Source organism: Barnesiella sp. WM24 (genome assembly GCF_004570975.1).
GTDB lineage: Bacteria > Bacteroidota > Bacteroidia > Bacteroidales > Muribaculaceae > Muribaculum.
Window position 1 is genome coordinate 159,371 of the sequence record NZ_SPPC01000002.1, and the last position, 22,752, is coordinate 182,122.

At 47.2% G+C, this 22,752-nt stretch carries 18 protein-coding genes; 16 read left to right on the plus strand and 2 right to left on the minus strand.

Translation table 11 applies throughout. From position 1 onward, the window contains the following. Positions 1–7: 7 nt before the first annotated feature. The 12 genes from E4T81_RS02610 (at position 8) to E4T81_RS02665 (ending at position 13,567) form a co-directional block, all read left to right on the plus strand. Positions 8–1,603 carry a S41 family peptidase gene (locus tag E4T81_RS02610; protein WP_135041132.1) on the plus strand — a complete coding sequence of 532 codons (1,596 nt, stop codon included), beginning with the start codon at positions 8–10 and terminating at the stop codon, positions 1,601–1,603. Continuing rightward, on the plus strand, positions 1,600–2,844 hold the full coding sequence (gene hflX / locus E4T81_RS02615) for a GTPase HflX (protein ID WP_135041133.1): 1,245 nt from the start codon (positions 1,600–1,602) through the stop codon (positions 2,842–2,844). Before E4T81_RS02610 ends, hflX begins: the two co-directional genes overlap by 4 nt. A 24-nt stretch (positions 2,845–2,868) precedes the next feature. Next, positions 2,869–4,857 (plus strand): DUF4954 family protein, encoded by a 1,989-nt coding sequence (locus E4T81_RS02620; RefSeq protein ID WP_135041134.1) that lies wholly within the window; start codon positions 2,869–2,871, stop codon positions 4,855–4,857. A 67-nt stretch (positions 4,858–4,924) separates the two neighbouring features. Beyond that, positions 4,925–6,016, plus strand: coding sequence for a TlpA disulfide reductase family protein (locus E4T81_RS02625; RefSeq protein ID WP_135041135.1), 1,092 nt, complete (start codon positions 4,925–4,927; stop codon positions 6,014–6,016). Positions 6,017–6,025: 9 nt separating this feature from the next. Beyond that, positions 6,026–7,291: a glycosyltransferase gene (locus tag E4T81_RS02630; protein WP_135041136.1), complete on the plus strand. Its 1,266-nt coding sequence runs from the start codon at positions 6,026–6,028 to the stop codon at positions 7,289–7,291. Between the two features lie 11 nt (positions 7,292–7,302). Then, the gene (locus E4T81_RS02635; RefSeq protein ID WP_135041137.1) at positions 7,303–8,313 is read left to right on the plus strand and encodes a glycosyltransferase; all 1,011 of its coding nucleotides are present in this window, start codon (positions 7,303–7,305) and stop codon (positions 8,311–8,313) included. After that, the gene (locus tag E4T81_RS02640; protein ID WP_135041138.1) at positions 8,306–9,253 is read left to right on the plus strand and encodes a glycosyltransferase family A protein; all 948 of its coding nucleotides are present in this window, start codon (positions 8,306–8,308) and stop codon (positions 9,251–9,253) included. The genes E4T81_RS02635 and E4T81_RS02640 overlap by 8 nt, the downstream gene beginning before the upstream one ends. Before the next feature lie 149 nt (positions 9,254–9,402). Then, positions 9,403–9,873 (plus strand): transcription elongation factor GreA, encoded by a 471-nt coding sequence (gene greA, locus E4T81_RS02645; protein ID WP_135041139.1) that lies wholly within the window; start codon positions 9,403–9,405, stop codon positions 9,871–9,873. 25 nt (positions 9,874–9,898) lie between these two features. Beyond that, entirely contained in the window at positions 9,899–10,294 is a 396-nt protein-coding gene (locus E4T81_RS02650) for an HIT family protein (protein WP_135041140.1), read from the plus strand. Beyond that, positions 10,294–11,202 carry a ketopantoate reductase family protein gene (locus tag E4T81_RS02655; protein WP_135041141.1) on the plus strand — a complete coding sequence of 303 codons (909 nt, stop codon included), beginning with the start codon at positions 10,294–10,296 and terminating at the stop codon, positions 11,200–11,202. Before E4T81_RS02650 ends, E4T81_RS02655 begins: the two co-directional genes overlap by 1 nt. 146 nt (positions 11,203–11,348) lie before the next feature. Next, positions 11,349–13,130: a 30S ribosomal protein S1 gene (gene rpsA / locus E4T81_RS02660; RefSeq protein ID WP_135041142.1), complete on the plus strand. Its 1,782-nt coding sequence runs from the start codon at positions 11,349–11,351 to the stop codon at positions 13,128–13,130. 119 nt (positions 13,131–13,249) lie between these two features. Continuing rightward, positions 13,250–13,567, plus strand: coding sequence for a DUF4491 family protein (locus E4T81_RS02665; protein ID WP_245206991.1), 318 nt, complete (start codon positions 13,250–13,252; stop codon positions 13,565–13,567). Positions 13,568–13,600: 33 nt separating this feature from the next. Here the strand turns inward: E4T81_RS02665 and E4T81_RS15745 are convergent, their stop codons facing one another. Together E4T81_RS15745 and dgt are read right to left on the minus strand one after the other, a co-directional pair. Then, positions 13,601–14,860: a TPM domain-containing protein gene (locus E4T81_RS15745; protein WP_209308141.1), complete on the minus strand. Its 1,260-nt coding sequence runs from the start codon at positions 14,858–14,860 to the stop codon at positions 13,601–13,603. 25 nt (positions 14,861–14,885) lie between these two features. After that, the gene (gene dgt / locus E4T81_RS02675) at positions 14,886–16,220 is read right to left on the minus strand and encodes a dGTP triphosphohydrolase (RefSeq protein WP_135041326.1); all 1,335 of its coding nucleotides are present in this window, start codon (positions 16,218–16,220) and stop codon (positions 14,886–14,888) included. A 184-nt stretch (positions 16,221–16,404) separates the two neighbouring features. On the opposite strand from dgt, the gene E4T81_RS02680 reads away from it, so the two are divergent. From E4T81_RS02680 to E4T81_RS02695, 4 genes are all read left to right on the plus strand, one after another. Beyond that, complete coding sequence (locus E4T81_RS02680; RefSeq protein WP_209308142.1) at positions 16,405–18,084, plus strand: hypothetical protein; 1,680 nt, start codon at positions 16,405–16,407, stop codon at positions 18,082–18,084. A gap of 329 nt (positions 18,085–18,413) precedes the next feature. Further along, a complete protein-coding gene (locus E4T81_RS02685; protein WP_135041144.1) occupies positions 18,414–18,677 on the plus strand; it encodes a hypothetical protein in 264 nt (87 codons plus the stop codon). Positions 18,678–19,085: 408 nt separating this feature from the next. Beyond that, positions 19,086–20,369, plus strand: a complete 1,284-nt coding sequence (locus E4T81_RS02690) for a radical SAM/SPASM domain-containing protein (RefSeq protein ID WP_135041145.1) — start codon at positions 19,086–19,088, stop codon at positions 20,367–20,369. A 15-nt stretch (positions 20,370–20,384) separates the two neighbouring features. Further along, positions 20,385–22,730: an outer membrane beta-barrel family protein gene (locus E4T81_RS02695; protein ID WP_135041146.1), complete on the plus strand. Its 2,346-nt coding sequence runs from the start codon at positions 20,385–20,387 to the stop codon at positions 22,728–22,730. Positions 22,731–22,752 lie beyond the last annotated feature (22 nt).

Genomic DNA, 22,752 nt, shown 5'->3' on the forward strand with positions numbered 1-22,752 from the left:
CCGATAAATGAAAAAGTCACTATACCTGATTATATCGCTCCTGGGCGTGGCGTTTACACTTAAAGCAGCGGGATTTGAGCTTACCGCCGACCGCAAGCTGCAATATGCCGAGGGGATAATATCCACCTACTATGTCGATGATGTAAACCGCGACACGATTGTTGACGAGGCAATCAAGGCTATGCTTAAAACCCTTGACCCGCACTCGCTCTATACCTCACCCGAGGAGACACGGGAATTCACCGAACCGCTGACCGGAAATTTCAGCGGAATAGGCATCCAGTTCAATATTGCCACGACCGACACGCTTTATGTCATCCAGACCATTGCCGGCGGTCCGTCAGAAAAGGTCGGCATCCTTCCGGGCGACAGAATAATCGAGGTCAACGACACCCTCATCGCCGGAGTAAAGATGAAAAACTCGGAAGTAATGAAGCGATTGCGCGGTCCGAAAGGCACGACAGTCAATGTCAAGGTGCTGCGCCACGGTGTCGACAAACTCATTGACTTCAGCATAACCCGTGACGACATACCCATTTACAGCATTGACGCGGCATATATGGCTGACCCTGAGACAGGCTATATCAGGATCTCTCAGTTTGCAGAAAAGACGCCGAAGGAATTTGACGAAGCGCTTGACAAACTGCGCAAACAAGGCATGAAGAACCTGATTATCGACCTGCAGGATAATGGAGGCGGATACTTGAATGCGGCAACCGAGCTTGCCAACCATTTTCTAAAAAAAGGCGACCTCATCGTCTACACCGAAGCCCTGCGCACACCAAGTTTCAGCCATAAGGCGGAAAAAGACGGTGATTTCACCAAAGGCAGGGTCGTAGTCCTGGTCAATAACTATTCAGCCTCGGCAAGCGAAATCCTTTCCGGAGCGCTTCAAGACCATGACCGCGGTGTCATAGTCGGACGCCGCACCTTTGGCAAGGGACTTGTACAGCGCCCGTTCCCCTTCCCCGACGGGTCAATGATACGCCTGACAATCTCGCGCTATCACACACCCTCCGGAAGATGCATACAGAAGCCTTACACAAAAGGCGATCTTGACGATTACCACAGCGACATGAAGCATCGTTTCGAGTCAGGAGAACTCATGCACTCCGACTCTATACACCTTCCCGACTCGTTAAAATTCATAACATTAAAGACTCACCGTCCAGTATATGGCGGAGGAGGCATAATGCCCGACAAGTTTGTACCGCTTGACACCATGTGGTACACCCCCTACTACCGCGATGTCCTTGCCAAAGGCATCATCTATAAATGGGCGCTATCATATATGGATGCTCACCGCGGAGAACTTTCCGCGACATATCCTACGGAGGTGGAGTTTGCGGAAAAATTTGAGGTGTCGCCGGAAATTATGCAGCAGGTCATCGACAGAGCCACCGACGAGGGCATTACGTATGATGAAGAGCAATATGCCAAAAGCAGCACCTACATGAAGTCGCTGCTGAAAGCACTGCTTGCGCGCGACCTGTTTGAAAACGGTTCCTACTTCCGCATAATGAATGAGCTGAACCCCATCTATGTGGAAGGGCTGAGGCTCATCAACCAACCAAAAGAATATAACGAACTATTGAACCGATGAAAGAAAATATCATAAGCAAAGAGACTTCAGAAAAGACAGTTCTTGTAGGTCTCATAACCCCTCGGCAGAACGAGGCAAAAGCCAATGAATATCTCGACGAGCTTGAATTTCTCGCCGACACCGCCGGCGCGGTAACCGAGAAAAAATTTCTCCAGCGCGTCGAATACCCCAACCCGCGCACATTTGTCGGGAAAGGCAAGCTGGATGAAATAAAGGAATATGTCGAAAACAATGACATAGGGCTCGTCATTTTTGACGATGACCTCTCGACAAAGCAGGTGGCAAATCTTGAACGCGAACTACAGGTAAAGATTCTTGACCGCACAAGCCTTATCCTCGACATATTTGCAAAACGCGCACAGACGGCAAACGCCAAGACTCAGGTAGAGCTTGCCCAGTATCAGTATCTGCTTCCGCGACTGACTCGAATGTGGACCCACCTCGAACGCCAGCGCGGAGGTATCGGTATGCGTGGTCCCGGTGAAACTCAGATTGAGACCGACCGACGCATAATCCTTGACAAAATCTCCCGACTGAAAGACGAGCTGGAGAGCATTGACAGGCAGAAATCAATACAGCGCAAAAATAGAGGCAAGCTGACCCGCGTGGCTCTCGTAGGCTACACCAATGTCGGCAAGTCAACCCTGATGAACCTGCTGAGCAAGAGCGACGTGTTTGCCGAAAACAAGCTTTTCGCCACTCTTGACACTACTGTAAGGAAAGTGATTATCGACAATCTGCCGTTTCTTCTCACCGACACCGTAGGCTTTATCCGCAAACTCCCCACCCATCTTGTCAATTCCTTTAAGTCGACCCTTGACGAGGTGAGAGACGCTGACATTCTTGTCCATGTCGTCGACATCAGTCACCCACAGTTTGAGGAGCAGATTGAAGTTGTGGAAAAGACTCTCAATGAAATATGTGGAGAGCATAACGACAAGAAACATATCCTTGTATTCAACAAGGTCGACGCATTCACCTATAAGCCGAAGGATGACGATGACCTTACGCCTGCCACTCGTGAAAACCTTTCTCTCGACGACTTAAAAGCCTCGTGGATGGCTAAGATGAATGACAATTGTGTGTTCATCTCGGCAAAAAAGCAGATAAACATCGACGAATTGAAGGCTATGCTTTACGAGAAGGCTAAAGAGGTACATCTGACCCGCTTCCCCTATAATGACTTCCTTTTCCAGAAATATGACGAGGAAGATGATGCCACACCCGACGATACAAAATAAATAACCGACTTATAACCAATCATCATGTGCTATCGTGACATAACACCCGGCGAGATAGCGACACTCCGTGGCAACGGCTGCCGTGCCGCCGATTGGAACTCTATTAAAGTAAAGGATGGATTCAATCCTGACTGCTATGCCCGCGTAGACTTCTCGGGTGAGATATTTCTTGGTCTTACCGACGAGCAGGTAATCGGCACTGCCGGATTCATAGCCCAGTCGGGCATATATGACGCGACTCTACAGAATTGTACCGTAGGCGACAACGTACACATCTCTCATGTAGCCGAGTGCATCATGAACTATCACATAGATGACCACGCCTACATATCTAACGTAGGGTCGGTGATATGCACCGGCTCACGCTCATTCGGGAATGGCACTGAAGTCAATGTGCTTGACGAGACCGGAGGCAGGAGTGTGCCGATATATGACAAGCTGACCGCGCAGATTGCCTACATCATCGCAATGTATCGCCATAACGAGGCTCTTGTCGGGAAGCTGAAGAAAATGATTGGTGATTATGCCTCTGAAAAGAAACAGTCGTCAGGCATAATAGGGAAATATGCGAAGCTTACCAATATAGGGTCGGTAACCGACGTGAATTTTGAAAAAGAGTCCTATGCCAACGGTTCTTCCCTTTTATGGGACGGAACTGTAGGACAGAAAGCATTTGTAGGACCAAACGTCGTTGCAGAGCATTTTATTCTCGCTTCAGAAGCACGGCTCGACAAGAGCGCCATCGTAAAAAATACATTTATCGGACAGGCAAGCACCGTAAGCAACGGATTTGTCGCCCACGACTCTCTTATATTCAGCAACTGTGTGCTTGAATGTGGTGAAGCGGCGGCCGTTTTTGCCGGGCCTCACACTGTCTCGATGCACAAGTCGACGCTGCTTATCGGCGGCATGTTCTCCTTCTTCAATGCCGGGTCAGGCACCAACCAGAGCAATCACCACTACAAGACCGGACCTATACACTGCGGCATAATGGCACGCGGATGCAAGACCGGCAGCAACGCTTATGTCATGTGGCCTGCGCGCTTCGGATATTTCTCCGCTGTGTTAGGCAGCCATTATGACCACCCCGACACTTCAGTGTTGCCCTATTCCTATGTGATAGGAGCCGACAAAAAATCTATTGTCATACCGGCGGCAAACCTCTCGACGTCAGGCACCATACGCGACATCATGAAATGGGCAAGCCGCGATTGCCGGAGTGAAGAGCTCGAGCGCCTCGACATAGTAAACTACAATGCGCTTAACCCGTTGACTACCTCGCTGATGTACCACGCCATCAGTTTTCTCAATGACTATGAGCGAAACCCCGAGACAGCCGGGTCGCGTAACATATCAATCAAATCATCGGCTATAGCCCGCGGCAGACAGATGTATGCTCTTGGAGTAGACTATTTCATGGGATGGGCGGTAGTGCGTAAAGTCCTGTCACTGAAGCCGGGCAATACTCAGGAATTGTTACAGCAACTGAAACCCGGGGGAAAGACTGACGTCAGGGAGTGGATCGACGCAGCCGGCATGATTGTCCCGAAATCAGAGATTGAGACAATCTGCGCCGGAATCACTGATGGAAAGCTTGACACTCTTGAATCGGTAGCATCGGCACTAAAGGAAATAGATGACCGGTATTCCGACATGGCATGGGATTTTGTCGTCAATAACTTTGACAAATGTTACAGCCAGTCAATTGAAGATATGACGCCACGAGATATTGAGGCGATAATACAGCGCTGGACAGAGACCGTGGCGGCACTTGACCGCATGAGAAAGACCGACGCGCTGAAGGATTTCGGGGCGAAAGTCATGGTAGGATTCGGTATTGACGGAGACAAAGAATGTGCCCGCGCCGACTTTGATGCTGTAAGAGGCGAGCCGGAAGACAATCCGCAGATACGCAGTATCCACAATCACTATGTCGATGCTATCCAAAGCGGACTGGCAGCCGTACGTCATCTCGAACAATTGATTAAATTGACCGAAGAAACGAAAAGTTAAATATATTTATAACAATAAATGACATTTTAATATTATATTTGCACACACAACAAAAAGGCTACACATTATGAGGAAATTACTTATCATATCACTTGCTTCAACCGGACTGATGTTTTTCTCTTGTAACTCTGAGAAAAAGTGGAATCTTGAAGGAAATGTTGAAAATGCGCCAAAAACCATGTTAATCGTACAGGCCTCAGACAATGGACGATGGTACACGCTCGACACTGTGATGACCGACGATAAAGGCGCTTTCAAATTTGAACATGCGGCTGCAGGCTATCCTGACATATACAGGCTCAATCTTGGCGACAAAAGCATATATTTCCCTATTGACAGCACCGAGACTGTGTCAGTGACCGCTGACGCCGACAACTTTGACACAGGCTACACAATCTCAGGAAGCACCGCCGCCGACATGCTTATGGCGGTTGACTCGCGTATCAGAGAAATCGCAAAGCAGAAAGGCTATACAGCCGCCGCAAGTGACTCGCTGCTAAAGCGCGAACTTGGAGGAATGATTATCGGCGACCCTGCCGGTATCGTGTCTTACTACATCATAAACAAGCAGATAAACGGACAACGCATATTCAATCCCGACAACCGCCGCGACAATAAGGTAATCGGAGCTGTCGCCAACGCATTTGACCAATACCGCCCGACCGACCCGCGCACAAGGTATCTGCGCGCGCTATATCTCGCCCACCGTCCGTCAACCCGCCACACAGAGCAGCTTGACACCGTACACGCAACCGAAATCGGATTTTTCGATATAGCACTGACCGACAATACCGGTGCGACCCACACGCTGTCGGACGTCGTAAGCCGCAACAAGGTAGTGGTGCTGAATTTCACCGCATATCTTGCCGACTGGTCGCCGGCTTACAATCTTGAACTCGCCAAGGCATATGAAAAATATCATAACAGCGGGCTCGAAATCTACCAGATCGGTCTTGATGAAGATGAGTTCCAGTGGAAACAGTCGGCAAAAAATCTGCCCTGGATCACTGTCTACAATCCATCAGCTACCGGTACCGACCTGCTGATGAAGTATAATGTACAGGCTCTTCCGGCTACATTCATTATCGCAAACGGCGAACTTGCAAAACGTGTCATTGACGTGACAAACATCGGCAATGACATTGCGGCTCACCTGTAACCGACCTGCATGCCGAGTAATTTAGTGCTCATAACTACGGCATACCCTTCAAGTTCGGTGACCGAAGAAGTATTCGTCTCACCCGAACTTGAAGCCCTGAGCCGGGAATTTGACCGCGTGATAATAGTCCCGCTCCACCGATATGGCGCAGCCTCTGAGGTTAAAGGTCCGGGCATAATAATCGACTGGAGTATCGCTGACAGTCTTAGCTCACGATGCAAGATATTCAAGCTGCCGGCACTTTGCAGCAGGTACGTGCGGCGCAACTATGCGAAATTGCTAAAAAGCAACGACAATCTCAGACAATTTATATCCCAATCGTTCTACTGCATGAACGTAGAGATATGCAGGCGCAAATTAAAAAGGATTATCAGCAAATACGGTCTTGACACTAAATCCACGGTTTTCTATACATTCTGGTTTGATTATCAGGCAATATCTCTTTACGAATTATCTAAAGAGATGCCACTGACATTTGTATCCAGAGCTCACGGATATGACATCTTTGACCATGCCGCGCCAAATCGTCCGTCCTATCTTAGGGCACTTGCCATGACCGGAATGAAAGCCCTTTATCCCGCATCGCGCGAAGGCGAACGTTACCTTAAAGACAGATACCCCGGCAATGACCACAAAATCCACACAAGGATACTTGGTTCTGACAAAGATAATCCGGACTATAAAGCCAAGTGCCACGATGAAGAGAGCGGAATGATTACTTTTCTGTCGGTGGCGCGTGTGTCACCGGAAAAAGGGGTGACAAGAAATCTGGAATTTGTAATCCAATACGCAAAGGTCCACAAGGACAAAACCGTCAAATGGATTCATGTAGGCGATGGACCGGAAATGAATACACTCACTCAATCATGCGGCAAAGAGGCTATTCCGGTCAATCTTGAGATAGAATTACGCGGCTCGCTCCACAACAGCGCCGTACACATGATATATCACACTGAACCGATCGACTGGGTAATGCTGTTCAGCGACTACGAGGGAGGATGTCCGATTGCTGTTAGCGAGGCAATCTCCTATGCAGTCCCGGTAATCGGCAATGCAGTGGGCGGCATACCGGAAATCATAACCCCCGATTGCGGTATCACCGTAGCTCACGGCACTCCCCCTGCCGAAATTGTCAAGAAGATAGACGAAATGATGTCGGACCGCAATGCCTACTTGTCGATGAGAGAAACCGCACATAATCGCTGGAAAGAAAAGTTCAGTGCCGGAAAACTACGTGCTGAATTTGCCTCTGAACTGGCTGACCTTATAAAGTGATTAATCTATTTATGACACCGAAGGTTTCGATAATAGTGCTTACATATAATCAGGAGAAGCTTATCGGGCGTACTCTCGACTCGATACTCGCGCAGCAGTGTGACTTCCCGTTTGAGATAATCGTAGGAGAAGACTGCTCGACCGACGGCACCCTTGACGTGTGCAGGAGCTATGCAGAGCGTTATCCCGACATAATTCGCCTCTTCGCCAACAAGCCCAACAAGGGGCTTGTCGACAACTACTACGACTGCATACTTGAGGCAAAAGGGGAATACATCGCCGACTGTGGCGGCGATGACTTCTGGGTTGACCGGTTTAAGTTGCAGAAGGAGGCTGACCTGCTTGACGGCGACCCGGAAATAACCATAGTACACACCGGATGGCAATATTATGACGAGCCGACAGGCACCGTGCACCCCTCAGGTTCGGAAATACACCACTACAGCTATCTGAAACCGGTATCGGAGAAAGGAGAACTCTTTTTACCTATACTTAGCGACACCCACGGACCGCTCATACACCTTTGTACGGCTATGTTCCGCCGCGACGCCTTGATGAAGTGTTATAACGCTGACACCCGTCTGTTTCGCGACAAGCAGTTTCCCTGTGAGGATTTCCAGATTGTCACCTCGCTTGCCAGAGACGGAAAAGTCGCCTACCTGCCTGAGGTCACTCTTTCCTACAGCGTCGGAAAGCCGTCAATAATGTCGCTTGAAAACCTGGAGAAAAATTATCGTTTCTACATAGCGTCGATAAAACTGCTGCACTACATCATGATTAAAAACGGGATTTCACCCGACAAGCTCGCGACTCAATACTCCAACCGGCTGCATTTCACCCTTACCCAGGCATTCCGGTTATATAACCGCGACATGAGAGAAGAGGTGCTGGCATGGTATGGCAAAACCGGTGCGCCCCAAAACATGAAGACACGATTGCTGCGCCTGCTGTCAAGCAACAGAGTGACGTGGAGATTAGCTTTAAGACTGTTGAACAAGATAAAGCCCTACCGGCATGAATGACAAGAAGCCCGACATCACCATAGTGCTGCCCGTACACAACCGTGCGAGGATAGTCACCGACACATTGCGCTCCATAAGTTTACAGCAGGAACGTCCGCTATCGCTTATAATCGTTGACAATAATTCCACCGACGGCACCTTAGATGTCGTAAACCGATGGGCAAAGTCCAACGAAGGCAACGGACTGGACATAACCGTGATGACCGAAACCACTCCCGGTGCTGCCGCCGCACGAAACAAGGGTCTCGAAGCCGTCACCACCCCCTACGTGATGTTTTTTGATTCTGACGACTACATGTTTTCCGGTCATGTAAAAGCATTTGCCGACGCGTTCCGTGCCGACCCTCAGCTTGACATCGTAGGTCGCGACGTATTGTCGACCGGACTCGACGGAAAAGACAGGATTCTGACATTTTCCGACAGCGACACGATGTTTCGTCACTCTTTCAACGCAATCCTGTCTACGCAGCGCTACGCCGTCAGGACCTCATTTATCCGCAATGCGGGAGGATGGGAGCCGTCAGCATTGGGTTGGAACGATTTTGAACTCGGTTTCCGGCTGCTCGTCAAACGACCGAAATGTAAGAAAATCGGCAACGATATAACCGTTATCGTGCGCCGTCTTGAAGAGTCAATCACCGGGACATCATTCTCGGCGACGCCGGAGAAATGGGAACACTCGCTTGATTTATGTGACAACACGCTTACCCGAGCCGGCTATGGCAATGTCGCAATAGAAATGCGCCGCGTAGTGCTTGCCGCGCTGTATAGCCGCGAAGGCTCACCCTCCGGCGACAGGCTGCTCAAAGAGGTGCTTCGGCGCCAGAACGCCGTGAGCCGCAGGATAATGTACCGGTTTGCCTACCGGTACACAGTAATTGGAGGCAGAGGCATTCACCATCTGTTAAGACCTTTTCTGAAATTTTTTAAAGATGTTTAAAAACATGTCTTGATTAAGCCTCATGATAAAAATATTCACTATCTTTGCAGCATAAACATTACAAGGAATTTTATTAAGGGGTCTCGCCCAATGGTCGAGATTCTTTATTTTTTACTCATTTACAAAAACAAAAAAACAGAACAATAATCATGGCGATTACTTACATGACCCGCGAAGGGTATAAGAAGAAAATGGATGAAATCGCTTATCTTGAAACAGTTAAGCGTCCGGAAATATCACGTGCCATAGCTGAGGCACGCGACAAGGGTGACTTGTCGGAAAATGCTGAATATGATGCCGCAAAAGAAGCGCAGGGCCTGTTGGAAATGAAAATCTCGCAGCTGAAGGACCTCGTGGCAAACGCACGCATACTTGATGAAAGTCAGCTCAACACCGAGATTGTACAGATTCTGAACAAAGTAAAAATCAAGAATCTTGCCAACAATATGGTAGTGGAATACACTATCGTGGCCGACAGCGAGGCAAACCTGAAAGAGAAAAAGCTCGCGTCAAGCACCCCGGTTGCACAGGCGCTGCTCGGACACAAGCTCGGCGACATCGTGGAAGTGAAGATTCCCGCGGGTCTTGCCAAGTTTGAGATTATGGAAATATCATTCTGACAACCGTTACCTCATCACATCTGTCATGTCAACAATATTCAGCAAAATAGTCGCCGGCGAGATTCCATGCTATAAAATCGCCGAGGATGACAAGCATTTCGCATTTCTTGACATCAACCCTGTAGCACCGGGTCACACCCTGGTCATACCGAAAAAAGAAGTAAGCTATATCTTCGACCTAACCGACGAAGAATACACTGCTCTTCAGCTTTTTGCAAAGAAAGTGGCGCTTGCCTTGAAAAAGGCGATGCCCTGTGAGCGCATAGGAGTGACTGTCATAGGACTTGAAGTGCCCCATACCCACATTCATCTCATCCCGATTACAAAGGAAAGCGACATGAACTTCTCAAAGCCAAAGCTGACTGTCGCGCCTGAAGAAATGACTGAAATCGCGAACAAAATCGCTAAATATATCGACTGATGAAATATCTCATCGTAGGAACAGGAGGAGTAGGCGGCAGCATTGCCGCCTTCCTTCATTTATCAGGATGCGACGTCGACTGCATAGCTCGCGGAGCGGCTCTTGACGCGATAAATGAGCGCGGACTCATATTTCACTCCGACAAGAAAGGCGACCACACTCTTCCCATCCCGGCTTACAGCGCCGACAGTTATCCCCATAAGGCCGACGTAATATTTGTGACCGTAAAGGGATATTCAATTGACGAGACTGGCCCTGTCATAATGAAGTGTGCCCACGGCAACTCCGTGGTCATCCCGGTGCTTAATGTCTACGGCACAGGCGCCCGGATAGCTGCACAGGCGCCCGGAGTCAATGTGCTTGACGGGTGCATATATATCGTAGGATTCAAGTCGGGCATTGGCGAAATCACTCAAATGGGTGATATTTTCCATCTTGTCTACGGTGTGCCTAAAGGCAAAAATGTAGATGCCGACACTCTCCGTCAGATAAATGACGACCTGACAAACGCGGGTATAAAAGTCACATTGAGCGACGACATCAACCGCGACACCTTCATCAAGTGGTCCTACATATCTGCAATGGCACTCACAGGCGCATATTATGACATCCCTATGGGCCCCATACAGCTCCCCGGAAAGGAACGCGACACATTCATCGGTCTTACACAAGAGAGCAAAACCATCGGCGAGAAACTTGGAATCGACTTCGGATGTGACCTCGTAAACCATCACCTCGCCGTCATGGACAGCCTTGACCCCCACAGCACTGCCTCGCTGCAGAAAGACCTCAAGGCAGGACACGAGAGCGAACTACAGGGACAGCTCTACGACATGATTGACCTCGCGCGATCACTCGGCATCCCCACCCTCACCTACGACCTCGTAGCCTCCCGCCTTACAAGGTAAACGACTTTGCAAAATGGCTTTGCGGAAAAACATCCGTAAAAAAACGCGCAAATAATTGTGAGAGTTAAAATTATGTCTTAACTTTGCACGCTAAGAGCGGTTAGTGTCCGCCCTGTAATTAATTAACATATTTATTAACCCATTAAATGAACAAAGAATTGAACAATTCTCCTATCGAAGACTTCGATTGGGATGCCTATGAAAAAGGCGAAACCGCAGGTGAAAAGAGCCGCGAAGAACTCACCAAGACTTACGATGAGTCGCTCAACACCGTTAAAGACAAAGAAGTAATCGAAGGTACCATCATCGCCCTCAACAAGCGCGAAGCGGTGGTTAACATCGGCTACAAAAGCGACGGTATCATCCCCGTCAACGAATTCCGCTACAATCCCGACATCAAGGTCGGTGACGTTGTGGAAGTTTTCATCGAAAATCAGGAAGACAAGAAAGGTCAGCTGATCCTTTCTCACCGCAAGGCTCGCATGTCACGCTCTTGGGAGCGCGTCAACCAGGCTCTTGAAAACGATGAAATCATCAAGGGTTACATCAAGTGCCGCACAAAGGGTGGTATGATTGTCGATGTATTTGGCATCGAGGCATTCCTTCCCGGCTCTCAGATTGATGTTAAGCCTATCCGTGACTACGACCTCTTTGTGGGCAAGACCATGGAGTTCAAGGTCGTTAAGATCAATCAGGAATTCAAGAATGTTGTTGTTTCTCACAAGGCTCTTATCGAAGCCGAGCTTGAACAGCAGAAGAAAGAAATCATATCCAAGCTTGAGCGCGGTCAGGTGCTCAAGGGTGTGGTTAAGAATATCACCACTTATGGTGTATTCATCGACCTCGGCGGTGTTGACGGTCTTATCCACATCACCGACCTCTCTTGGGGCCGTGTCAACCACCCCGAAGAAGTGGTTAAGCTTGACCAGGAACTCGACGTCGTTATCATCGACTTCGATGACGAGCGCAAGCGTATCGCTCTCGGCTTGAAGCAGCTCCAGCCCCATCCCTGGGATGCCATCGACGCCAACCTCAAGGTAGGTGACAAGGTTAAGGGTAAAGTTGTTGTCATGACCGACTACGGCGCATTTGTTGAAATCGCTCCCGGCGTTGAAGGTCTTATCCACGTGTCAGAGATGTCATGGTCACAGCACCTCCGCTCTGCTCAGGACTTCATGAAGGTAGGCGACGAAGTAGAGGCTGTAATCCTTACCCTCGACCGCGACGAGCGCAAGATGTCACTCGGCATCAAGCAGCTCAAGAACGATCCCTGGGAAAACATCGAGACCAAATATCCGATCGGAAGCAAGCACACTGCAAAGGTGCGCAACTTCACCAACTTCGGTGTATTTGTTGAAATCGAAGAAGGCGTTGACGGCCTTATCCACATCAGCGACCTTTCTTGGACCAAGAAGATCAAGCACCCCTCTGAATTCACTCATGTAGGTGCCGACATCGACGTTCAGGTTCTCGAAATCGACAAGGACAACCGTCGTCTCAGCCTCGGTCACAAGCAGCTTGAAGACAACCCCTGGGACGAGCTTGAATCAGTGTTCACTGTAGGAAGCATCCACCCCGGAACCATCGTTGAGATGCAGGACAAGGGCGGTGTAGTAGCTCTCCCCTACGGAGTTGAAGGCTTCGCCACTCCCAAGCACCTCGTGAAGGAAGACGGTTCTCAGGCTCAGGTTAACGAGAAGCTCGACTTCAAGGTAATCGAGTTCAACAAGGACAACAAGCGCATATTCCTCTCTCACAGCCGCATCTTCGAAGACGAGGCTAAGGCTGAGAAGAACGAAGTGCGCAAGGCTCGCCGCGCAAGCAAGAAAGAGGAGCAGCCCGTAGTCAACACTCCTATCGAGCGCACTACCCTCGGTGACCTTGAAGAGCTTGCAGCACTCAAGGAGAAGCTTTCAGGCAAGAAGTAATCAACGACGATTACAGTTTTTTGACTGTCAACCGATAAGAAAGGTATGGTGCATGGTTTTGCGCCATACCTTTCCTCTTTTTATCCCTGTCACCAATCTACTTATTTCAACAATTACCTATGAGCGAGATATTACAATCATGGCACATGCTCGGACTGACAATCGGCATATGCACCTTTCTTGTAATCGGGCTGTTTCATCCCGTAGTCGTAAAATGTGAATATTACTTCGGCACACGCTGCTGGTGGTGGTTTCTACTGCTTGGCGCTCTGGCAGTGATAGCGTCGATTATAGTAAGCGACATCTTCTGGTCGGCACTTCTGGGTGTGGTAGGATTCTCTTCATTCTGGACCATCAAGGAGATATTCGAGCAGGAAGAGCGCGTAAAAAAGGGGTGGTTTCCGCGCAATCCGCGCCGCACCTACCCCTGGGATTAAGCCTATATAATGTCAGGTGAACACAGAGCGGCTTCACCAGCCGCCTGACGCACCGCCGCCGCCGGTCATGCCGCCGCCAAACGAACCTCCTGAAAAGCCGCCGCCGCCAAAACCGCCGCCTCTGCCTCCACCCGGAGGCATAATGATTACCGGAGGCACTGCAACCTTAGGAATGTTGTAATAGCGCATGTCCTCGTAGCCGCAGTTTCGGCAACCGTAGATTTTCACGCCCTTGCCCTCGCTGCTTGTCGTGGCGCGCGCCACTATACGGTCGGCTCTGAGCGATGACGCACGCGCCCCGCAACGTGGACACACCTGATAGCTCGACGCCTGGTTGACAAAAGGCAATATGTCGGTCTCGCCGCAGTTGTCACAGAGCCACACATCATAATCAACCGAGTTAAGACGCTCCTCGACATCCTGCTGCGGCGTAAGATAGGCGTTATCCTTATCCTCGGGCAGACGGTGCATCTTATGATGACAGTTGGGACACACCCTCCGGCGCACCCTCATATAGCGAATTGTCAACCACATCACGAGCAGAACCACAAAAGGAATGCCAAGACCTATGAACCCGATAAACAGCCCCGGAGTCATCAAATTACGGAGCGCATGGTAACGATGGTAACGGTCATCCCTCCTGGTGCGTGAGAGCGTGATGAAAAACAACAGCAGCAGCACTCCCGAAAGCACTCCTCCCATAATAAGCCAATACTTGAATATCTCCTCGCCATCCGACTCGCGGTTTATCCTGTCATTCTCATATTTTGACATCAGTTCCTCGGTGGCGCCGGGCGTAGTGGCAAGACGGTCAATCTCGCCGACAGCCGCAATCACGCCCCCGTCATAATCGCCCTGCTTGAATTCGGGCGCGGCGAAGTTGCGTATTATTCTTCCGGCAATAATGTCGGGCACTACACCCTCCATTCCGTAGCCTGTGCGGATAGCCATCCGCCGGTCATCCTTGCTCACAAGAAAGAGCAGACCGTTGTCCTTGTCCTTCTTGCCTATCCCCCACTCCGTAAACAGCTCCGTGGCAAAGTCGTCGATGTCGCCGCCCTCAATGGCGTCGACCACCACCACTACCACCTCAGCCGATGTCTGCTGCCAGAGGTCGGCAAGCTGCGCGTTAAGGCGCGCTTCGGCGTCAGCGCTGAGGATGCCGTCGGGGTTGCTCACATAGCGCGTGCGGTCGGCCACATGCACGTTGGGTATATCCTTGACGCCATAGGTCGCAGCCTCCGCGGCAACCATGACTATAATTGTAATCAGCGATAGCAATACACGTCTCATAATCTAACTTTTATAATATAACATATCACACAGCGGGAAGGCTCATCCCGTGAAGCTTGCGGTAAAGGTCGAGCGCATAGACGTCGGTCATGCCCGAGATATGGTCGAGCACCGCCTGCACCTTACCGTAAAGAGTGTCGGCAGCGGTGTCATACTGTGCCGGCACCTTGCTCAACAGCAGCGACGAATAGTTAAGCTCCGGAAATCTCACCGCGTGAATCAGCTTCTCCATCAGAAACGATATGATGCGGCTACCGGCAAGCTCGACATCCACGACATCGCCCGCCCGGTAAATCTTGTCCCAGGCAAGCGCCGAACACCGCCTGTAGCCGTCGCGTTCAAGCGGGTCGACATGGTCGAGCAGACAACCCTTGAACTCTCCGGCAAGTATCTCCTCCTCATGCGTCACAAACGCCCTTGCACACTGCTTCACGAGAGCGCCTATGACGCAACTGCGCAGATAGGCTATCTTCTCGTTGGGGTCCTCCACGTGGTTCATCGCCCTGTGCATGCGCTCACGCTGCGTCTCGCTGAAAAATCCCATGAAAAGGTCGATGACCTCGGCAGTTGTCAGCACCCTCAGCTTGTGGGCGTCCTCTATATCCATTACCTGATAGCATATGTCGTCGGAAGCCTCGACGATATAGACCAGCGGATGACGCGCGTAACACATCTCTCCCCGCTCGCCATAACGCGGCAACAGTCCGAGCTCGTCGGCGATGCGCCTGAATGTCTCGCGCTCAGAGCTGAAAAAGCCAAACTTGCTCTTCTGCCCCGCCAGGCGCGACTCATAGGGATACTTCACTATCGAGGCGAGCATCGAGTAGGTCATGGCAAAGCCGCCGGGACGCCGCCCCTTGAACTGATGGGTGAGCAGGCGCAGTGAATTGGCGTTGCCTTCGAAATGGGTGAGGTCACACCACTCCGCCTCGCTCAACTCACTCTCCAGCACAGCCCCGGGACCCTCGCTGAAAAAGGTGGAGATCGCTTTCTCGCCCGAATGTCCGAAAGGCGGATTACCAAGGTCGTGGGCGAGACATGCCGCCCCCACTATCTCGTCGAGCGCGTCAAGCTTATCCACCCATGACTCTGAGGCATATTTCAGCTTCAGGGCCGAGCTCACCTCATTGGCGAGCGAACGCCCCACTGAAGCCACCTCCATCGAGTGGGTCAATCGGTTATGCACAAAAATGCTTCCCGGGAGCGGAAACACCTGGGTCTTGTTTTGCAGCCGCCTGAAAGGCGATGAAAACACAAGACGGTCAAAGTCGCGCTGAAAGTCGCTGCGCGTTCCGGGCTTGGACTCGTGGTAGTCCTCAAGACCGAAGCGCTTGTCACATATCAGCCTGTCCCAGTTCATCAGGTCAATTGTATTATTCATAATTCAATACACCGAAATTACCACTTTTTTCTCAATCGGCAAAGACAAGAGAAAAAATTAATCGTCATAGCGCGGCGCGACGCTGTCAAAGCGCTACCCGCCCTCTCCCGACTCGCTTAGATAGGGATTTTTCACTATCTTTGCACCTCAAGATTGCCTTTTTATGAGAAATATCATTCTGCTCTATATAGTCCTTATAATAGCCTCTGCCACGGGTTGCTCGCGCCATAGCGCCGCCGACTCTACCCTTGACCGTGCCGACTCGCTGATGGAAAGCCGCCCCGACTCGGATCTCACCCTGCTGCGCGCCATCGACAGCTCTTCCCTGTCACGCCGCGCGACCTGCGCCCGCTACGCCCTGCTCATGTCGCAGGCTCTTGACAAAAACTATATCGACGTCACCTCCGATTCCCTGATTTCAATCGCCACAGCCTACTATGCCGACCGCTCCGACTCCCCCGAGCTGATGAAGTCGCTATTCTACCGGGCAAGGACATATTATAACGACAGTCGATTTGACCGCGCCACTATAGACGCAACCCATGCCTACGAGATTGCCGTCAAACTCGACGACCCCTTCTGGACAGGCAAAACCGCCGACCTCTTAGCCGACATATTTTGCGAGACTTATAATAAAGAAGAATGCATAAATTTCAGAAAAACAGCGGTTTCATCATATGCATCGGCTTCAAACAATTATTTTCACGACTGGGCACTTACTAATCTCGCGATAGACTATATTAATAATGAGAAGCCAGAGAAAGCTTTATCCATTACTGACTCTTTAATGCAAAATTCAGCTTTTGCTTTTCAAGATTCATCTTTTACTGCACAGTGCCTTAATATAATGTTTCAATCACATTTTGACAAAAATCAATTAAACGATGCTAAGGAATTTATATATAAGATGTCCCAATATTCATCCAAACAATTTACAGCTGCAAATTACAGCGACATGGCAATCATCGAAATTCAACTTGGAAACTTATCAACAGCCAAATCTTACATCGATTCTGCCGTAATATTGTGTGACACACTTAAAATCCAAGACATTATCGCCATTGAAACAGCAAAACTGGAATTTGCTCGTAAAACGGGAGATATATACGGACAATCGGAGCTAACTGAAAAGATCTTCAGCATCCAAAACAACGAAATAAGAAAAATCCTTAAGCAATCAGCTATAGGTGTCCAACGTGATTTCTATAACCATCAGTTGATGCTTACATTACAAAAAGAAAACCGCATAAAAAAATCCATTATTACATGGAGCATTCTTTCCTTAATTATATTTGTCGCGTTATTGCTCCTTTTCATTACCATAATTAAACTGAAAAACAGGAATCTCGAATTAAAAATGAACGAAGTAGCACTTCTCTCTGCTGAAATCAACAAGAGAGACAGTGAGACAGATAGCGTTAATGACAACCGTTTGCGTAACATGGTAGACAAACTGCTATCAGAGAGATTCACTTTAATAAACAAGTTTTTTGATGAGTATTATGAAAATGGAGACTCACCAGTTGGTAAAACAGCCATATTTAACCGAGTAGAAAAGGAGATTAAGAATCTATCCTCAAAGAAAAATCTAAATGAAATTGAGTGTTTAGTCAACGAGACTCTTGATGACATTATATTTCGCTTTAGAAAAGAATTCCCTGAGTTAAGCTCGGACGATGTAACTTTTTTCATGCTTAATGTTGCTGGCTTATCACCACGAGCCATAGGTCTTTTCTTAAAAATAAAGTTAAAAACAGTCTATACAAAAAAGGCCCGCCTAAAAGATCGAATTTTGAATTCAACCTCAACTGATACAGACGAATTCCTTGCAAAACTATCATAAACAACTAATTAACAAGTAATTACGTCAATTTCTTCACAACTCAAGTCAATCCCCTGAAACACAATACATTACGCGTTGAAGAAAAATTAATTTTTCTTCAACGCGTAATATTCTATTCGTCAATAGATTACGTTAGCTGGTGAAGAATATTTAAAAGTGGGAAAAATTCAGATATTATAAAAATCCACATACATTTGCGGTTAATTCAAATCAAACAGACAATGAAAAATTTTACAATTATTATCTTATTATTAATCTCATTTGTATTTGGAACGTCTTTCAGTACATATGCTCAACAGACGAGTTCCAATAAACTGGAACGAATTCCCATGAAAAAAAACAAAGGAGAAAGACCTCGTATGCCAGCTATGATAACTGTTGACTGCTGGTATGGAAATGGAGAACTCAGCATCGAGTTTCGCGATCCGGAAGGAGAATGTGATATCACAGTAACCGACACTGCAACCGGTTTTACCGTGACTGACACTTTTGACTCGACTCTACCCTATACCATATATATAGGTACTCCACAATCGGCTACCATCACCCTCTCCACCGAAGAGGGCAACACCTACTATGGTGAAATCCATTGACAAAAAACTGAAATTTATTTGCGCGAATAAATTATATTTATTAACTTTAAAAAATTAAATCATGTCAAAGTTCAAAATGACTGTATTTTCAGAAATACCGGTTCATCCAATCACATTGGATGAAATAAAAGGAGGCGTAAGTCAACCGAAAGGATTGTGCTGTATGGTAAACAGTGCCAAATGCAACACAAATTCATGTACAGGCAATAAAGTATCTTGTAAAACTGACCAATGCAACGGAAATTCTGTTGTCTGTAAAACTCTTGGGGTCGGACCATGGAATTGCCCTTCACTATGCCCTAAGTATGATCCAACTTGCCTAACATACGGATATTAATCCCATTTCAATTATTTTGCTTACCTGCGAAAGTAAAACTTGCAGGTAAGCATTTCAAACAATCAACAAAAATGTTAGATACATCACAATACACGCATTTATTTTGCAAAGGACCGCATAAATTTATATATAACACCACAAACAATTTCTTTGCAGAGCTACCGGATGAATTATATGACATAATCCAAAATAAGGATTTCTATAAACTTGAAAATGATGACATAAATGAGTTAAAGTCTAAAGGTATTTTAATTGATTCTGTCAATAAATACGACTATTATAATGATGAAAAAATAAGATTTTTAGCATCAGCATATGATAAAGAAAGTCTTGGATTGGTATTAGTTCCAAGTACTGCATGTAATTTTGCATGTCCTTATTGTTTTGAAGAGAAAAAGAATCCTAAAATAATCTCTGAAGAGATCGAAACAGAGATAATTAAATTTATTAAAGGGCATAAAGCAGCTAAAACCATCAGTCTTACTTGGTATGGAGGTGAACCTCTCTTGGCTTTTAAGCAAATAAAGAGACTTTATCAAAAGATTAACAATATTAATGGAAAAAAAATAGTCGACCACTCGATCATAACTAATGGTTATCTAATTGATGATGAAATAATCGAATTCTTTAAAAGCAGCAATACCAGTAGTATTCAAATTACACTTGACGGCAAAAAAGAGAGACATAATTCAACACGTTTCTTAAAATCGGACAAAAGTGGCACTTACGACATCGTAAAAGAAAACATAATAAAAACAGCACAAAGCTTACCCAATTGCAATATATCTATAAGGGTGAACATCAATAAAGAGAATATGCAAGATTTCATTTTTCTAAATCATGAATTCGAATCGTTACATCTAAAAAACCTAAATTGTTATCCCGGCATAATACGCGAATCTACACCAGACCAAAAGCATATGTCAAATCGTTGTATCAACGGAGATGAATTAGGGAAATTTCTTAATAGCATAAAAGATAAAGGTTGCAATCACAATATTTATCCAACGACCGGAGCTAAAGGGTGTATGATAAATCGTCTTAACTCCTACATTATTGGGCCAGAAGGCGAAATCTACAAATGTTGGAATGATGTAAGCAACGAGGATAAAATCGTGGGATATATCACTCAAAAAGAATTAACAAATAAACCGTTATTTTATCGTTATCTCAATGATACAACTCCATTTTCCGATGAAAAATGTAAAGATTGCAAATTATTTCCGGTTTGCAGTGGCGGATGCGGACATTATAGATATAAAAATCTATATAAAGGAGGTTGTTTTAATATCTGTCACGAATATCAGGATTTAACGGATTTAGAAACTGCATTAGTAAACTCAATTAAATCATAAATCAATCACTTAATAATGAGAATTCTAATTTGCTTGTTTGCTTGGGTTATAATCTTTGCCGGGACTGTCTATGCGGGGACAGTCAGCGGCAAAGTGCTATCACAAGACGCAGAGCCCCTCGCCTTTGCCAATGTCACAATCACCAAATATAATACAACAGAACTAATTACCGGCGACATGACCGACATTGATGGAAAATTTGACATCAACATCGGAAACTATGACGATAAAATAACCGTCACAATTTCTTATGTCGGCTATGAAACCACAAGCATCCTCGCCGAAAAAGCATCTGACTTAGGAGAAATCATATTACAGCGTAGCGACAACACACTCAAAGAAGTTGAAGTAAAAGGGAAAAGACAAAACACCCAAATAACGGGCAGAGGCTTGCTTACAAGAGTCGCCAACACACAACTCAGCCAACTTGGCACAGCGCAGGAAGTATTGCAGTATATACCTCTAATGGAAAAAGATGGCGATTCATGGAAAGTGACGGGTCACGGCAGTCCAATGTTTTACATAAACGGACGACTCGTGCGCGACCTCACCGAGCTGAAGCGCCTGCAGTCGACCGACATCATAAATATAGAGGTCATAACCAATCCCGGAGCAAAATATCCGGCAGCGACGGGCTCTGTAGTAAAAATAAAGACTCGCCGGCCGCAAGGAGAAGGACTAAGCGGCATCGCGTTATCAAGCTATACACAACAACATAGACCGAGCCTTACCGAGTATCTTTCTCTAAACTACCGTTACCGCCAATTGGACTTTTTCTCGACAGTAGCCTACAGCCGGTCGACATCACGCAATGAGAATTACGGTGTACACAATCTCAACACCCCCGTTGCCCACCGATATGACAACTCGGAACTTCTCTACGGCATCTCGGAAAATCTTAATGTGACCGGCGGCTTCACCTACACCCGTTCAATAGATTCGTCATTGGGAGTAAGATACAACTTCTCGTTAACTCCTTATGGAAAGAGCTGGGGACACCACAATACAGATATATATGACCAAGACATATTACGCGACCAAATACACACCGAAATGGCCGACTATCAGAAGAAGTCGCCTGTCAACATGATAAATGCCTATTATATAAATAAAATAGGACGTACTTCTGTCGACCTGAACATTGACTATATGGGAACCAACGGAGGTTCACGCCGATACACCTCCGAGGCAAGCAAAAATGAAGAAAACCGCTCTCTTACATCGTTCAGCGACATGTCAAGCGATCTTGTAGCAGCCAAACTGGTGCTTGGCAACAGTCTTTTAAACGGCACAATCGAATGGGGAGCGGAATACACCCACACCTCCTGGCGTGGCTCTTACCGTAATCCGGAAGAAATCATAGGTGCGTCACATTCAAAATTGCGCGAGGACAATATCGCTCCGTTTGTCGAATATTCCATCACGCTCCCCATCGGATACCTGTCGGCAGGAGTGCGCTATGAACATGTCGCCTCCGACTATTTTGAAAACGGCATACGCGTCGACAACCTCAGCCGTAACTATGACAATCTTTTCCCATCATTTTCATGGGCGGCTCAAATAAAGGCGATGCAGCTACAACTCAGCTACAATGCTGTCACCCAACGTCCTTCCTACAGTCAACTTGACAACAATGTATCGTATGGCGACCGGTTTCAGTATCAGAGCGGCAATCCATATCTTAAATCATCACTTACCCACGACGTGTCACTGCTTGCCATATGGAATTTTATCTTAGGAGAAATAAGCTATAATGATGACCGTAATGCAGTGATAATGTGGAGTGAACAGTATGCCCCCAATCCTGACGTGACATTACTGACCCTAAAGAATGTAAATTCAATCAAAAGCCTGACCGCTACGGTCACTGCGTCACCGGAATTTGGATGCTATAATCCGCGACTCACTCTGACTCTTGTAAAACCATGGTTCAAGATGCCGATAAACGACGTAATGACAAAATTTAACCGCCCGTCATATGTGATAAGATTAAATAATATTTTCACTTTGCCTGATGACTGGATGTTGACCGCGACATGCAATCTATCAATAAACGGGGATTATGAAAACAACCATAGCAATAAAAGAAGTAATTTTATAATGTCGGCAACCGCCTATAAATGGTTTATGAATCGGAGCCTGCAACTAAGCGCAAGTGTATCTGACATATTCGACTCATCAGACAATCACGTTACACTATACACCGGAATCTCGACAATCTCGCAGTATTCCATCTCTGATACAAGAAGCGTAAATATCACAGCCCGCTATTTCTTTAATTTGCCTTATAATCAAAACAGAAAATACAAGGGTAGCGGAGCCGGTGAAAATGAGAAAAAACGCATCGGAATAAATCAATAAGAGTAGTGATTTAAACTTATCT